Source organism: Hymenobacter sp. B1770 (genome assembly GCF_049896385.1).
Taxonomy (GTDB): domain Bacteria; phylum Bacteroidota; class Bacteroidia; order Cytophagales; family Hymenobacteraceae; genus Hymenobacter.
In genome coordinates this window covers 89,227-104,524 of record NZ_JAFCUF010000006.1, presented here as the reverse complement: position 1 = coordinate 104,524, position 15,298 = coordinate 89,227, and the positions used below count along the sequence as shown (strand labels likewise).

General features: G+C 60.4%; 14 protein-coding genes. 5 read left to right on the top strand and 9 right to left on the bottom strand.

From position 1 onward, the window contains the following. Positions 1 to 16: 16 nt before the first annotated feature. The 5 genes from uraH to allB form a co-directional block, all read right to left on the bottom strand. Complete coding sequence (gene uraH / locus ACP7AJ_RS13385) at positions 17 to 355, bottom strand: hydroxyisourate hydrolase (protein ID WP_426060714.1); 339 nt, start codon at positions 353 to 355, stop codon at positions 17 to 19. Beyond that, positions 352 to 861 carry a 2-oxo-4-hydroxy-4-carboxy-5-ureidoimidazoline decarboxylase gene (uraD, locus tag ACP7AJ_RS13380; RefSeq protein WP_426060713.1) on the bottom strand — a complete coding sequence of 170 codons (510 nt, stop codon included), beginning with the start codon at positions 859 to 861 and terminating at the stop codon, positions 352 to 354. Before uraD ends, uraH begins: the two co-directional genes overlap by 4 nt. A 157-nt stretch (positions 862 to 1,018) precedes the next feature. After that, positions 1,019 to 1,765 (bottom strand): (S)-ureidoglycine aminohydrolase, encoded by a 747-nt coding sequence (gene allE, locus ACP7AJ_RS13375; protein ID WP_426060712.1) that lies wholly within the window; start codon positions 1,763 to 1,765, stop codon positions 1,019 to 1,021. 1 nt (position 1,766) lies between these two features. Continuing rightward, positions 1,767 to 3,020, bottom strand: a complete 1,254-nt coding sequence (locus tag ACP7AJ_RS13370; RefSeq protein WP_426060711.1) for an allantoate amidohydrolase — start codon at positions 3,018 to 3,020, stop codon at positions 1,767 to 1,769. A gap of 4 nt (positions 3,021 to 3,024) precedes the next feature. Further along, the gene (gene allB, locus ACP7AJ_RS13365; protein ID WP_426060710.1) at positions 3,025 to 4,362 is read right to left on the bottom strand and encodes an allantoinase AllB; all 1,338 of its coding nucleotides are present in this window, start codon (positions 4,360 to 4,362) and stop codon (positions 3,025 to 3,027) included. Between the two features lie 268 nt (positions 4,363 to 4,630). Between allB and ACP7AJ_RS13360 the strand changes: the two genes are divergently transcribed. Together ACP7AJ_RS13360 and ACP7AJ_RS13355 are read left to right on the top strand one after the other, a co-directional pair. Next, positions 4,631 to 6,037: a urate hydroxylase PuuD gene (locus ACP7AJ_RS13360; RefSeq protein WP_426060709.1), complete on the top strand. Its 1,407-nt coding sequence runs from the start codon at positions 4,631 to 4,633 to the stop codon at positions 6,035 to 6,037. 221 nt (positions 6,038 to 6,258) lie between these two features. Further along, positions 6,259 to 7,272, top strand: coding sequence for an XdhC family protein (locus ACP7AJ_RS13355; protein ID WP_426060708.1), 1,014 nt, complete (start codon positions 6,259 to 6,261; stop codon positions 7,270 to 7,272). 12 nt (positions 7,273 to 7,284) lie between these two features. Here the strand turns inward: ACP7AJ_RS13355 and ACP7AJ_RS13350 are convergent, their stop codons facing one another. The 3 genes from ACP7AJ_RS13350 to ACP7AJ_RS13340 form a co-directional block, all read right to left on the bottom strand. Further along, on the bottom strand, positions 7,285 to 7,845 hold the full coding sequence (locus ACP7AJ_RS13350) for a DUF4136 domain-containing protein (protein WP_426060707.1): 561 nt from the start codon (positions 7,843 to 7,845) through the stop codon (positions 7,285 to 7,287). A 249-nt stretch (positions 7,846 to 8,094) separates the two neighbouring features. Beyond that, positions 8,095 to 8,706: a DUF4136 domain-containing protein gene (locus tag ACP7AJ_RS13345; RefSeq protein ID WP_426060706.1), complete on the bottom strand. Its 612-nt coding sequence runs from the start codon at positions 8,704 to 8,706 to the stop codon at positions 8,095 to 8,097. Between the two features lie 59 nt (positions 8,707 to 8,765). Then, a complete protein-coding gene (locus ACP7AJ_RS13340) occupies positions 8,766 to 10,640 on the bottom strand; it encodes an ABC transporter ATP-binding protein (RefSeq protein ID WP_426060705.1) in 1,875 nt (624 codons plus the stop codon). 619 nt (positions 10,641 to 11,259) lie between these two features. On the opposite strand from ACP7AJ_RS13340, the gene ACP7AJ_RS13335 reads away from it, so the two are divergent. The 3 genes from ACP7AJ_RS13335 (at position 11,260) to ACP7AJ_RS13325 (ending at position 12,556) form a co-directional block, all read left to right on the top strand. Beyond that, positions 11,260 to 11,604: an NINE protein gene (locus ACP7AJ_RS13335; protein WP_426060704.1), complete on the top strand. Its 345-nt coding sequence runs from the start codon at positions 11,260 to 11,262 to the stop codon at positions 11,602 to 11,604. Positions 11,605 to 11,868: 264 nt separating this feature from the next. Next, entirely contained in the window at positions 11,869 to 12,033 is a 165-nt protein-coding gene (locus ACP7AJ_RS13330) for a DUF3606 domain-containing protein (protein ID WP_426060703.1), read from the top strand. Positions 12,034 to 12,127: 94 nt separating this feature from the next. Then, positions 12,128 to 12,556: a hypothetical protein gene (locus tag ACP7AJ_RS13325; RefSeq protein WP_426060702.1), complete on the top strand. Its 429-nt coding sequence runs from the start codon at positions 12,128 to 12,130 to the stop codon at positions 12,554 to 12,556. 27 nt (positions 12,557 to 12,583) lie between these two features. Here ACP7AJ_RS13325 and ACP7AJ_RS13320 read toward each other — a convergent pair whose 3' ends face one another. After that, the gene (locus ACP7AJ_RS13320) at positions 12,584 to 15,232 is read right to left on the bottom strand and encodes an MGH1-like glycoside hydrolase domain-containing protein (RefSeq protein WP_426060701.1); all 2,649 of its coding nucleotides are present in this window, start codon (positions 15,230 to 15,232) and stop codon (positions 12,584 to 12,586) included. Between the last annotated feature and the right edge of the window lie 66 nt (positions 15,233 to 15,298).

Here is a 15,298-nt window from a genome sequence, read left to right as displayed (position 1 = left end):
CTACATCGTTCGGCAATCAAGAGCCGCGGTAAGTGGCGTAGCCAAATGGATTCAGAAGCAGCGGCACGTGGTAATGTTCAGTGGTGGCTACCTCAAAAATTATTTCTACCAGGGGATAAAAATTAGCGGTGTCGTCCTGCGCGAAATATTCTTTCGTGAAGAATTTCATTTTATAAACGCCCAATTCTAATTGTCTTTCCTTAGGCAATAAATCTGCAATTCGACCGTCGTTGTTCGTGACGCCACGCGCAATTTCCTGCCAATTATCACCCGACTGCTGCCATAGCGCAATGGTTACTCCCGCGGCCGGCTTGCCTTTGGTAGTGTCGAGGATATGAGTAGTTATTTGGCTCATGCGGCTAATAGTTTTTCGAGGCGTATGCGGGTGATTTTATCCTGCTCACCCATGGCAATCATTATTTCATCTTCAGGCTTATTGGGTAGTCGCGCCTGCAATAATGCCAGCATTTCCTCAGCAGATTTTCCAGTAGCGCAGACGATGAAGATGTAGCCAAATTTCTGCTCGTACTCCGTGTTTCCTGCTGCTAAAGCCTCTAAAGTAGCTTGGGAAGCCTGTTTCACTGCAGACTGCTCGCCTTCAGCCCAGGTGCTGGTGCTGGCGAATTTTTCGCGCAACGCGGCCACATCCCCGCCTATTTTGGGGTGGTGCGTGAAGGCTTCGCGCCAGTCGGATTCACTTGATTTGTTCCACTGGGCTGTGGCCTCATTCATTAGTGTTACGGCATTATCGACGGGAAATATGGCAAGCATATTTTCCACCCATGCGGTAGAGCCGCAGCATTTGCTCAATGCTTCAGTTAAAGCAGGCTTTTCAAGGGAATTCAATTCGGTCAGAGTCATAATTTAATTACGACTGTCATGCTGAGCTTGCGAAGTATCCTCTGACGTGAAAACGATTAGCTCAGGCGTGAGAAGATGCTTCGCAAGCTCAGCATAACAGTCGTGAAGAGAGTCGTCAACAAATGGCAGAGGCGCAGTGAGAACTACAAAGTCTGCGCTATATCACCGTCGGGAACCGGTTGACGTTCTTGTAATAAATGTACACCGATGGCTCCTGGCCCATGGCCGTGGCCCACTGCTGGCAGTAGGGCGCCATCCAGATAGAATCGCCTTTTTTCACGGGGTACCAGCATTGGTCGAGCATGTAGATGGCTTGGCCTTCTAAGTACATGAGGCCGTGCTCCATGATGTGCGTTTCGACCATGGGCAGGTTGCCCCCGACGCCGTAGGTGAAGATGTTGACGGCCATATCGAAGCCCAGCTCGTTTGGCAGCAGCTCCTGAATGCGCAGGGCCTCGTCGTTCATGTAGATGGGCGCTTTGCGGTAGTCCCGCTCGCCAAAAAACACGCCCGGCGTGGCGTGGCCCGCCAGCGGCTCGTACACTTTATGAAACGTGAGCAGCTGCGAGCCGGCTTCCGGGCCGGTGAACTCATAAGACTGGCCCACCGGAACGTACACGTACTGACCCACGCCCAGCGTGCGTGTTTCGCCGCCAACGGCTACCTGAACGTTGCCCTGCACCACATAGAAGAAAATCTGCGAAGCCTGGGTCTCCCCTACCAACCGGCCGGCGTCGGTGAGGGTAATCAGGGTTTGGCAGAGGCGGGCACCCATCTGCTCGTTGATGATGACGTTGACGGTGCAGCCAGTCCAGCCGGGCACGTTGCTGTTGATGTAGCCATCGGGGGCGATGATGGCGTGATTGCGCTTCACGACCGAACGGGTCAGGGCGGACATTTCCATATTAGCGGGTGGGATTTTGGGTGCGGAGGAGGTGCATAAATTGGTCGGCCACGGCGATGGCGGCGGCCAGGTCGGCCACTTCCACGTCCTCCAGGGGGTTGTGACTAATGCCTTTGTAGCAGCTGATAAACATCATGGTTGCCGGCGCCACGGCCGATACCGGCACAGCGTCATGCCCGGCGCCGCTTACCAGCTCAATGGCTTCGTGGCCGCACTCGGCAATGGCTTGAGATAGCAGGCTGTTCAGGCCGGCATCGCAGGCTACGGGAGCGGTTTGCTGCACCTGCTTCCACTCCAGCGCCACGTGGCGCTGGGCGGCCAGGTCTTCAGCAAAGGAGCTTAGGGCACGATACGCATCGGCGAGCTGGGCTTCGTTGGGACTGCGCAGGTCGAGGGTGCAGGTCACTTCGCCGGGAATAACGTTGCTGGCCGAGTGGCTGATGGCCAGCTTGCCCACTGTGGCCACCAGGCCCTGGCCGTGCGTCCGGGCAAACTGCTCGGCGGTGAGCACAAACTCGGCGGCGGCGCACAGGGCGTCCTGGCGCATGTTCATGGGCACGGTGCCGGCGTGCCCGGCCATGCCCCGAAACACCAGCTCCACACGTTGCTGGCCGGCAATAGCCGTGACCAACGCCACCGGCACGTTGCGCTCCCACAGCACCGGTCCCTGCTCGATGTGCATCTCAAAATACCCCAGCCACTCCGCGGCCGGAATGGCATCGGCAGCCAGCTGCGAAGCATCGGCGCCCATGGCTACCAGGGCGTCGGCTAGGGTAACGCCGGCCGCGTCTGTCCGCGCAAGCAGCGCGTCGTTGAAGCTTCCGGTAACCACTTCGCTGCCCAGGTAGGTAGTATGAAACCGCACCCCTTCCTCGTCGCTGAAGGCAATCAGCTCGATGTGAAACGGCAGGTCAGCCTGTCGGGCAATGAGCTGCTCGAGCAAATCGAGTCCCATGAGCACACCCAAAGGGCCGTCGAACTTGCCGGCGTTCACCACGGTGTCGATGTGCGAAGCCAGCACAAAGGTTTTGGCGCCGGGATTGTGGCTTTCGAGCCGGGCGCGCAGGTTGCCGATGCCATCCACGCGGGTAACCAGCCCGGCGGCTTCCAGCCAGTGCTGCACCAGGTCGCGGCCTTCCAAGAAAGCCGGCGTGCCGAAGGTGCGCGTCACCCCATCCGGGTCTTCGCTGATGGCTGCCAATTGCTGAATGCGCTGCATGATACGCTCAGCGCGTGCTAGGTATTCGTGCTGCATTCAGCTACCGGGTTAATATGTTGCCTTGGTTGAGGTGGGTGATGGCAGCGTGCTCCACCACTTGCTTTCCGGCCAGAAAAGTTTGCTCCACTACGCCCCACAACTCCTGGCAAATGTAAGGCGACACTTTGTGTTTGTGTAGAATCATTTCCGGCTGCAGCACGAAGGACTTTTCGGTATCCACCACAATCAAATCAGCATCATAGCCGGCGGCAATGCGGCCTTTCTTATGACTTTGGCCGATAAGTTTAGCGGGGTTTTCACTGAGCCAGCGCGCCAAGTCGGGCAAGCTGGCGCCGCGCTGTCGGGCAGCGGTCCAGAGCACGGGCAGGGCAAATTGTAGGGAGGCAATGCCGCCCCAGGCCGTGGTAAAGTCGCCGCTGGCCAATTGCTTCAAGTCAGGCGGCGCGGGCGAGTGGTCGGTGGCCACAAAGTCGATGATGCCGGCCTGCAAAGCTGCCCAGAGCTGGTCGTTATTGGCTTTTGCGCGGATGGGCGGGGCACATTTGAACTGCGTTTGGCCATCGGCAATGTCCTCGGCGTTGAAATACAGGTAATGCTGGCCGGTTTCCACGGTCAGGGGCAAACCTTTGGCTTTGGCAGCGGCGATGGGCGCAATAGAATTGGCCGACGACAGGTGTACGATGTGCACGGGGCAACGGAATTCCTCACACAGGCGAATCATCAGCGCTATGGCCTCGTCTTCCCAGCTTTTAGGACGGGAGGCGAGGTAGTTGGTGTACGAGCGGTGGTCGTTTTGCTTCCAGCTATCGTCTTCTACCGACAGCTCACAGTGCACCAGTAGCGGCAGCTGGTGACGGGCCAGAATGGGCATCACTTCGCGCAGGTCGGCCTCGGTAGCATTTGGAAAATCATCAATCCCCGAATGCGTCAGGAAAGCTTTAAATCCAATTACTCCGGCCGCAATCAGACCTTCCACTTCCGCCGCATTGCCAGGCACTATGCCGCCCCAGAAGCCCACGTTGGTGTGCAACTGGCCTTGGGCAGCGGCCCGCTTTATCTCAAGGTTAGCCACGGAAGTAGTAACCGGTGCTGAGTTCAGCGGCATATCAACCAGCGTGGTGAGGCCGCCGACCAGTGCGGCGCGAGTAGCCGTGTCGAATCCTTCCCAGTCGGTGCGGCCAGGCTCGTTGATGTGCACGTGCGGGTCAATCACGCCGGGCAGGATGGCGTGGGTGCCTACGTCCACTAAAGGCGCGTCACCTACCTCCGCGTCGAAAGGCAATAGGCTTGCAATTTGGCCGTTTTGGACGAGGATGGTGGCGGCGCGCACGCCTTCGGGCGTGACTACCCGTTGGCTGCGCAAGGCAAGGTGTGGCATGGAGGAGAAGTTTGGCGCTAAATTCGGGACTTTTTCCTGGGATAATTAATTGCCAAGGAGGTGAAGCGTCTGGTTGCATCCCAAAGTAGCCAATGATGCTAAACGCCATCCGTCATGCTGAGGCGCGAAGCATTTTATTTCAGTTGCACGATTTATTCCTAACTGATAAGATGCTTCGCGCCTCAGCATGACAGCCGAGAGCTGCATGAAGGGTGTTCCCCTTCGCCACCCTAACCCTACTGCTCCTCTTTCCTCCTACTGCGTTACTATGATTCAATACGTTACCCTTCTTTCCCTACTACTGGCGTTCCTGCTGCTGCTGAGTGTCATTTTCGTCTTGCAGCGCGTGGCCAAAACCCGGCCCGATGGTGGCGTGGTAGGCGACAGCGGTTTCACGCTCGAAGGCTACTCCTACGCGCTTATTCTGCTGGCCGTGGTGGCGGCAGTGGGCATTTGCTACGTGCTGGTGCGCGACACGGCCTGGGCCGGCCACCTCATGGAGTGGATGAACATCGTGGTGCGCCTTATGCACATCACCTTCGGCATCGCCTGGATTGGGGCTTCCTTCTACTTTGTATTCCTCGAAAACGCCCTCAACCGCACCGAAAACGTGCGCGACGAGCTGGCCGGCAACCTCTGGGCCGTGCACGGTGGCGGTTTTTATTACCTCGAGAAGTACAAGCTGGCACCCAAGCAAATTCCCAAAAGCCTGCACTGGTTTAAGTACGAGGCCTATTTCACCTGGCTCTCGGGCTTCAGTTTGCTGTTTGTGGTGTACTACTTCAACGCTAGCTCTATGCTGATTGACCCGCGCGTGCTGGACATCTCGCCGCTGGCCGGCGTGGGCATCGGGGTAGGCTCCTTCATCGCAGGCTGGTTGATTTACGACGGGCTGTGCCGCACGTCGTTGGTGCGCAGCAAGTGGTTTATGGTAGTGGGCTTTGCGATTGCTACGGTGTTTGCCTATTTCTACGCCGAGATTTTCAGCGCCCGGGCCGCTTACATCCACTTCGGCGCCATGCTGGGCACGCTCATGGTGGGCAACGTTTTCTTCACCATCATTCCGGCCCAGAAGGCCATGGTGAAGGCCGCCACCGAGGGCACGCCCCTCGACCCTACGCTGGGCAAAAACGCCTTGGCCCGCTCGCTGCACAACAACTACATGACCTTGCCCGTGCTGTTTGTGATGGTGAGCAACCACTTCCCCAGCACCTTCAGCCATGCTTACCCATGGGCCATTCTGGCGGTTATCACGCTGGGCACGGCAGGCGTAAAGCACTGGCTGAACCTGCGCGAAAAGCACCAGTCCAACGCCTGGGTCCTGCCGGGCTCGGTAGCGCTGCTGCTGGCCGTAGTGTTCGTGACGGCCCCCAAGGCCGAAACCGGCACCGCCGCAGCCGCCTGCACCGAGGAGGTAACCATGAGCCGGGTGAACATGATAGTGCAGACCCGTTGCGTGCAGTGCCATTCCTCCTCCCCCACCGACGATGTGTTCAAATCCCCTCCCAACGGCGTAGTCTACGACACACCGGAAGACATCATTCGCCTAAAAGACAAAATCATGCAGCGCGTGGTGGTGACCAAAACCATGCCCCAGAACAACAAAACCGATATGACTCAGGAAGAGCGGGACATCATCAAATGCTGGATTGAGCAGGGCGGGAAGAAAATATAGAAAGAAAAACATCAACTCCCCTCCTTAGCTAAGGAGGGGATGTTTGAGCCGACGGCTCAAACGGGGGTGGTTGGATTCGTTGAACAACACCCGAACGACTCGCGCTTGATAGATTCGGAAATCGTTCTAACATCGTTCAACGAATCCAACCACCCCAGCGTCCGCTGTGCGGCCGCGTCCCCTCCTTATCCAAGGAGGGGGCTTTCGCTTAACCACTTCGCATGCCCGCCTCTCCTCGCGACTTACCCGTTTGGGCCCTAGCATCGGCCAGCCTCCGGGCGGGCACGCCGGTGGCGTTGCTGTGCGTGGTGAGCAGCAGCGGCAGCAGCCCGGGCCGCCAGAGTTTCAAGATGGGCGTGACGGCCACCGCCCTGGCAGGCTCCATTGGCGGGGGCATCATGGAGCACAAGTTCATCGAGCTGGCCCGGCAACGGCTGCAGACCGGCGACAGCAGCCCCGTGCTGCGCTCCCAGGTTCATCGCCGTGAAGCGCCCGCCGACCGCTCGGGCATGATGTGCTCTGGCGAGCAGGACGTCCTGCTCTGGCCCCTCACTGCGGCCGACCTCCCAGCGGTTGCTGCCATCGAAAAGGCCTTGCGCACTGGCACTCATGGCCGGTGGTCACTGAGCCTTGACGCGGGACTACAAGTGCAGCTGGCAGAGCCTGTCGCCTCGGCCAGCCCCACTATGCCTACGGGCGGCTTTCCATTTTACAGCTACGAACCAGGCCCGCCGTGGCGCTACCGCGAGCAGTTGGGCTTTCGCGACCACGTCACCATTGTAGGGGGCGGGCACGTGAGCCTGGCTTTGTCGAAGGTGCTGGCTTTGCTCGACTTCGAACTAACCGTGCTGGACGACCGCCCCGATTTGCCCACGCTAGCGGCCAACAACGCGGCTCACCACCGGCGCGTCGTTAGCTACGACGACATAACTACCGAAATCCCCAGCGGCCCAAACCAGTACGTGGTGGTGATGACCGTGGGCTACCGCACCGATGCCCTGGTGCTGCGCCAGCTGCTGGTCCGTGCCGGGCTCGAGCCCTGCCGCTACCTGGGCGTGATGGGGAGCAGCGCGAAGGTGGCCGAGCTCCGCCGGGGCCTGGCCGAAGCTGGCTTCTCTGCTGCGGCCATTGCCCGGTTGCGCGGGCCAATTGGCTTGCCCATCAGCAGCCAGACGCCCGAAGAAATTGCCATCAGCGTGGCGGCCGAGCTCATTCAAGCGCGGCACGCGGGGTAGTGCTGGCGACGGCTACCGTTCGGTTTCGATGGCTTCGCTCTGCGGCAGCTTTCCATTGGCAAATTCCTGGGTGAAAACGCGGTACCGGTCGAGGATGGAGCGCACGGAGCGGCGCAGCACCACTTCGCCCATGGGGCCTTCGGGCACGCTCACGCCCGACGCGTAGCCGTTCCAGACGGCACGGTTGCTTTTTACGTCGATGAGGGTGAGCAGCAGCGTGCCCTCGGCCAGCAGCAGGCGCACGGGCTGGTAACCCTGGCGGAATTCCTTGGGCGTGTCGTCGTTTTCTTCAATGTTGCGCTTTATCCACTGGCTGAGGTCTTCCTGCACGAAGCCGTGGAATCTCATGTCGCCCTCGTATACCCGGAAGTTGACCAACATATCGGGCCGGCGGCGGGCCAGGCGGTAGCCCTGCACCTGCAGGCGCTGCTGAATGGCTTCGCGCACCGACTGGCCCAGGCGGCTGGTATCGGAGGTAAGGCCAGTGCCCGACACAAAATCGTAGGTGCGGTACTGGCGGAAGTTGCCGCGGTAGCTGTAGTCAGAATCTACCCGGGCTTCGCGGGTGGTCATGCAGGCCGATAGGCACGATGCGAAGCAGACAATACACAGGAGGGTAATAATGCGGCACATGGTGGTGGGAATTAAGGTTGAGCGGCAGCAAGCAGCCTAGGTTGTGTGGTAATCTAAGACGAGGTGTGGAGTTCACCGATAACAGGCAACGGCAGCGCAGTGGGCCAGAAAATGAATGCCAACAGCACAGCTGCTTTGTTCAGAGCAGCGCCTGATAAGCGCCTGGAGAACCGAGCCCGACAGCCGGGACTAGTGCCCGCCGCCGTCCATGGCTTCGGGCGTGAGGAGGTAGCCTTTGGCCAGAATGCGGTAGCGGTCGAAAATGGAGCGCACGGAGCGGCGCAGCACGGCTTCGGCGCGGGCATTGTCGGGCACGTCGACCCCGGAAGTGTAGCCGTTCCAGATGGCCCGCTGCGAGCGGGCGTCTACCAGGGTCACAAACAGGGTTCCGTCGGTGAGCAGCCGACGCACCGGCTGGTAGGTCTGGCGGCTTTCGGGGGGGGTGCTTTCATCGTCCCCTTCGTGCTCAGCCACCCAGCGCTCAAGTTCCTCCTGGTTGTAGCCGCGCAGGTTAATGGCACCTTCAAACACGCGGTAGTTAACCAGCAAATCGGGGCGCTTGGTCGACTCCCGGTAGCCCTGCACCTGCAGGCGCTGGTGAATGGCCTCGCGCAGCACCTGGCCCAAGCGACTGGTGTCGCCGACGAGGCCCTGGCTCTGCATGAAGTTATAGGTGCGGTAGCGACGGAAATTGCCGCTGTAGCTGTAGTCTGATTCGGTGCGGGATTCACGGGCGGTCATGCAGCCGCCGAAACCCGCACAAACGGTGAGGGTCAGTAATATGCGTAATAGTTGAGTCATGGATAGTTGGACGAGGATGTACTCTACTAAGTTACGTAAACCTCCCTGTCCATCAAAGCTTATCGATAGCCGGCGGCCTGCAGGGCAAACAGCTCGGCGTAGCGCCCGCCCCGGGCCAGCAGCGCTTCGTGCGAGCCGATTTCAACAAAATGCCCGTTTTCAATCACCAGGATGCGGTCGGCCATGCGTACCGTGCTGAAACGGTGGCTGATAAGCACCGCCGTTTTTCCTTTTGTTAATTCGGCAAAGCGCTGAAAAACTTCGTGCTCGGCGCGGGCATCGAGGGCCGCGGTGGGCTCGTCAAGAATGAGCAGCTGGGCGTCGCGCATGTAGGCGCGGCCAAGGGCAATTTTCTGCCACTCGCCGCCGCTCAAATCCACGCCGCCGTTGAAGCGGCGACCTATCATTTGGGTGTAGCCGCCGGGCAGCTTGGCGATGACCGAATCGGCGAGACTTTGCTGGGCAGCCGTTTCGATGCGGGGCTGGTTGTCGCGCTCCTCAATGCGCCCCACGGCCAGGTTCTGGCCGGCCGGCAGCTGGAAGCGCACAAAATCCTGAAAGATGACGCCGATTTCCTGGCGCAGCTCGGCGGGGTCATACTCGCGCAGGTCGTGCCCGTCGAGCAAGATGCGGCCCTCGGTGGGGTCGTACAATCGGGCCAACAGCTTGACCAGGGTGGTTTTGCCCGCACCGTTCTCCCCCACTAAGGCTAGCTTTTCGCCGGCTTCTAGCTTAAAACTCAGATTCCGAATGGCCCATTTTGTACCATTCTTGTACTGGAAACCGACGTTTTCAAACTCAAAACCCTGCCGAATGGGGCGTGGGAAGGGCCGCGCCGTTTCGCCTTTCACTTCCTGCCGCACAATGCGGGGCCGCAAGGCAAAGAAGTCGAAGAAATCCTGCAAATACAAGGCGCCGTCGGCCACGGAGCTAAAGCGGCTGAGGATGCCTTCGAGCAGGCCGCGCAGGCGGGCAAACGACCCGGCCAGAAAGGTGAGCTGGCCCAGCGAAATCTGCCCAGCCACGGCGCGGGCAATGATGTAAACGTAGGCGCCATAGTAGCCCGCCGCCCCTATTGCCGCGAACAACGTGCCCCAGCCGGCGCGGCGCAGCACGAGGCTTTTGTTTTGGCGGTAGAAGTCGTCGGACAGTTCGCGGAAGCGGCCGATGAGGAAATCAGAGAGCCCGAAAATCTTCACTTCCTTGGCCGTTTCGTCGGAGGCGCCGGTCTGGCGGAGGTAGTCGAGTTCGCGGCGCTCGGGCGTCCAGGAATGCGAGAGGGAATAGCTGCGCTCGTTGAAGTGCGACTCGCCCAGGAAGGCGGGCACCACGGCCAGCAGCAGCAGCCCCAGCAACCAAGGCTGGAAGGCCACCAGCCCACCAGCCAGCAGCACCAGCGTCACGAAGTCCTGGCCCTGGCTGAGGACTTGGCTCATGAGCACAGTGCGCGAGAGGGTTTGGCGGCGGGCGCGCTCCAGTTTGTCGTAAAAGGTGCTGTCCTCGAATTGGTCCAAATCGAGCTCAGCAGCATGGGCCATGATGCGGATGGACGACTGGTTGGCAAACAGGTCGCCGAGCAAGGAATCGAGCAGGGCCACGCCCCGGCCCAGGGCATCGGTGAGCAGCACGAGGCCGAACTCCAGCGCCACGAGCGTGAATACAGGCGTGAGCACCCGCTCCGGAGCGGGCAAGCGGGTGAGGCCCACCACGGCGTCGAGTATCAGTTGGGCCACGTAGAGCATGGCCAGCGGCAGGCCCGCCCGCAGCAGCCGCAGGAAAACGTTGGCCATGGCCAGCGCGGGGCTGGTCTGCCAGATGAGCTTGAGAAACGCGGGCAGGTGGCGCAACGCCGACACCCGCTCGCGCACGCTCACGGGTGGCTTGTCGGCGCGGTCGGGGCGCTTGGCAGAGATGGTTTTCAGGAAATTAAACATGGGGGAAGGCCAGGCAAGGTTGGGGCCGGAAGGCGGCAAGCGGCCGTTTTGGCAGAAGGTGCTTGCCTAACAACCAGGCTTTTTACTTCGGCTTTTTGCAGCCTGATTTTTTGTTTCGACCCACTAACTATTATTGTACTCGGCGAGCTCAATTATTGGCTTTGCACGCGTTCATGCGCTAATCTCTACCAAAAACAAAGGCTCATGCTCAAGGCTCTACTGCCGTTATCGCTTCTAATGCTACCGATGGCAGCGTGGGCGCAATTGGCTGGCTCTGCCAATGTGACCATTCACAAGCTTACGGCTCCGGCCAAGCTTTATCGGCAGCTACAGGATACAACAAGCAGCCGCACCACCCAGGCCCTACGCAGCAGCAGGTACGTCATTATTCGCGGAACGCTTAATAACAACTGGCTTATTGTGAAGCGTGCACGTAGCTCCATTCGTTTTTCGTCGGATACTGCTACCTACTACATGCGCAAAGCAAGCCTACATGGCGCAAGGAGCTTTGTATTGATATAATTGCAAGCAGACGTACTGCATCTATCGTTTTCCTAAAACCTTGCAACAGTCGCGTACAAGTAACTTCGGCTAACCTCCACCCTTTTCCTTTACCTGCATGAAAGACCGCATCACGGCAATGTTCATTGCCTTCTTCCTCGGCAGCTTCGGCGGCCAATACTTCTACCTGGGCAAAACCGGCAGGGGCATCGCCTGCTTGCTGCTCTTCTGGACATTTATTCCCTCGGTCATTGGCCTGTACCACACCATCATTTTTCTGATGATGTCGGATGAGGATTTTAACAACGAATACAACCTCGGCATGCGGCCGGCTTCGGGCTATAACCATACTCCGGGCAGCAGTGTGAGTGATGAATTGGCCAAACTATTCATGTTGAAAGAAAATGGCGCCATCACCGAGCAGGAATACAATGCCCGCAAGGCCCGGCTACTGGCTCAGTAATTCAGCTGAGTAGCCAGAGGCGAGTAGCGTGCCCTGCATCTGGTACCAATTGGCCAACCACTTCTTCGCACAGACGTGAGAATGAGGGCGGACCAGCAGAAACTGTAGGACGCCGATACCTCTGTTGGGCAGGCAAGTACACGAACAGCGCGCCCCCAGCGGAACTACTACCCGCGGGTGGGCCTTATTATTGTGGGGAGAAAGAGCTTGGCGTGTCCCAGCCTGCCCCCGCTCCTGCTTTCCCGTTCACCCATTTCCTTACCTGTGCAGCCACCCGCCACCGTCGACCCTACCCGCATCAACCTGCAGTCCACCATCGCCGTGAACTACTGGTGCCAAGTCTTGAGGTGTTCCGAAACCCAGCTCCGCAACGCCGTGCTGGCCGTGGGCCCCCTGCCTGCCGACGTGCGAACTTACCTGGACCGCTAACCTTACCCAGAGAAGCGAGCCGGGCCATTTTGCCGCGCTGGCCCACCTTTGCGGGAAAGAATCATTTCTCGTCGCTTCGTTTTGCTTTCTGCGTATGGCTGGTGTCCCAATTCGTTTACACTTTAAGAGCTCTGTAGGTCAGGTGTCCGAACAGGCCGTCGGGCGCAAGGGCGGTCACGTAGTGGTGGAGTACGCAGCCGGCCCACACCGGCTGGCCGACCTGCAAACCATGCTCGGCCACACCAAGCAGCTGCTGGCACGCCGTGGCTGGCACAAGGTGCTCGGCGACCAGCGTTTGTATCCCACTTTCACGCCCGAGCAGTCGGAATGGCTGACTCAGTACTGGCTGCAGATGGCCCAGCAGCGCAGCCGCCGGCTCTACGGGGCGGTGCTGCTGTCGCCGGAGGTCTTTGCCCAGCTGCCACCGGAGCTGGCCCTGCACGAAGGCCAAGAAGCCGCCATGACCTACCGGTTCTTCGACAACCAGGCCGCTGCCGAGGCCTGGTTGGCAGAGCTTCCCTAGCCCACCCCTTCCCTCGCTGCGGCAACCCTACGGCTGCGGAAACAGGCGCACCAGCAGGCCCGTCCAGCCGGTTTGGTGGCTGGCGCCGAGGCCACGGCCGTCCTCGCCGTGGAAGTACTCGTGAAACAGCAGGTAGTCGCGGAAATGCGGGTCGGTCTGCAGGCGCTCATCGGTGCCAAAGGCAGGCCGGTGGCCGTCGGCGCCCCGCAAAAACAGCTTGCTGAGGCGGTCAGCCAAGTCGGCGGCAATTTCCTGCAGGGTGCACAGCTGCCCCGAACCCGTGGGGTGCTCTACCTGGAAGGAGTCGCCGTAGTAGGCATAGAAGCGCTGCAGCGACTCGATGATGAGGTAGTTGATGGGAAACCAGATGGGGCCGCGCCAGTTGGAGTTGCCCCCAAACATGCCGGAGTCGGACTCGCCGGGCACGTAGGCCACGCTGAAATCGGCCTCGTCGGAGGGGAAGCGGTAGGGGTGCTCGTGGTGGTAGCGCGACAGGGCCCTGATGCCGTAGGGCGAGAGGAATTCCTTCTCATCGAGCATGCGGGAGAGCAGGCACGTGAGGCGGTGCCGGCGCAGCAGCGAGAGGCGGTGGCGCTCGCCTTCGCCCGGCGCCTGCCAGCGCGACACCAGCGCCGCCAAGTGCGGCCGGTGGTCGAGCAGCCAGCGTAGGCGCTGCGTGAACTCGGGCAGGGCGTCGAGAATTTCCTCGTCGAGCACTTCCACGGCGAATAGCGGAATCAGGCCCACAATAGAGCGCACCTTGAGCTTGGTGCGGGTGCCGTCGGGCGTGTGCAGCACGTCGTAGTAGAACTCATCTTCCTCGTCCCACAGGTTGAAGGAGCCATCGCCGCCCTTGGTCATGGCCTCCACAATGTAGAGGAAGTGCTCGAAGAACTTGCCCGCAATTTCCTGGTACACGGGGTTGGTGCGAGCCAGCTCCAGGGCCATGCGCATGAGGTTGAGGGCGTACATGGCCATCCAGCTGGTGCCGTCCGACTGCTCGATGAAGCCGCCGGTGGGCAGCGGGGAGCTGCGGTCGAACACCCCAATGTTGTCCAAGCCCAGGAAGCCCCCCTCGAAGATGTTGCGGCCGTTGCGGTCCTTGCGGTTTACCCACCAGGCAAAGTTGAGGTTGAGCTTGTGGAACACTGACTCCAGAAAGTGCAGGTCGCCCTTGCCGCCGTTCAGCTTCTGGTCCATCTGGTATACGCGCCACGTGGCCCAGGCGTGCACGGGTGGGTTGGCGTCGTTCAGGTTCCACTCATAAGCCGGCAGCTGGCCGTTGGGGTGCATGTACCAATCACGGGTGAGCAGGCGCAGCTGGCTTTTGGCAAACTCCGCGTCCACCATGGCCAGCGGCAGGCAGTGAAAAGCCAGGTCCCAGGCCGCGTACCAGGGGTACTCCCACTTGTCGGGCATGGAGATGATATCGGCGTTGTAGAGGTGGCGCCACTCGCTGTTGCGGCCCTGGCGGCGCTCGCTGGGCGGGGCAACGAAGTCGGGGTCGCCGTCGAGCCACTGCGCCATGTCGTAGTAGTAGTACTGCTTGCTCCAAAGCATGCCCGCGAAGGCCTGCCGCTGCACGTTGCGGGCGTCGGGGCTGGGCAGGTGCTCCTGCAGGCAGTGGTAAAACTCGTCGGCGTCTTGTCGGCGCTGCGCCACTACTGCGGCAAAGTCGGCAAAGGGCGCGGCGTGGGCGTGGGAGGCGTGGCTCAGGCGCACCCGCACCGTTTGCGACCCACGGGCGGGCACGGTCAGGGGGTAGTGCGCGGCCACCTTGGTGCCGCGCTGCGCCGGGTTGATGGCCTGCCGCTGCCCCTTCACGAGGTAGTCGTTGATGCCGTCTTTGAAGTAGCGGCCCTCGCGGGGCAGGTCGTAGAGCCGCACGCCATTGGTGTCGTTGTCGCAGAAAAGCAGGTCCGGCGCGGTGCCCGGCAGGGGATGGTCGCAGTAGAGGCGATACTCGCCCATCTCCTGGTGGGCCATTTCCACCACCCCGGAGCGCACGGACTGCATTTGGGGCCGGTGCCGGTAGTTCTCGTAGCCCCAGGCCCAGGTGTTGCGGTACCAAGCCTGCGGCAGCACGTGCAGGGTGGCCGCTTCCGGCCCCCGGTTGTGCACGGTTATTTGAATCAGCAGGTCTTCGGGACCGGCTTTGGCGTATTCCACGAACACGTCGAAGTAGCGGTTCTCGTTGAAGATGCCCGTGTCGAGCAACTCGAATTCGGGGTCTTCGCGCGTGCGCCGGGCGTTTTCGGTGCGCAGCTGCTCGTAGGGAAACGCCTGCTGCGGGTACTTATACAGCAGCTTCATGTAGGAGTGCGTGGGCGTGCTGTCGAGGTAGTAGTACTGCTCTTTCACGTCCTCGCCGTGGTTGCCCTCGCCATTAGTCAGGCCAAACAGGCGCTCTTTCAGCTGTTCGTCTTTCCCGTTCCAGAGGGCCACGGAAAAGCAGAGCCGCTGCCGGGCATCGCTGATGCCTCCAATGCCTTCTTCGCCCCAGCGGTAGGCGTAGCTGCGGGCCAGGTCGTGGGTAATATAGTCCCAGGCGTTGCCGTCGGCACTGTAGTCTTCGCGTACGGTGCCCCACTGGCGTTCGGTCAGGTAAGGTCCAAATTTTTTCCAGGCAGCGGTTTGGGCGTGGTCTTCGGCTAGGCGTAGTTGTTCTTGGGTCATTGAGTAATCAGTTCGCGGCTGGGGTGCAGGGACTGTACGGGGCATAGGGCCTTTGCGATACCCCAA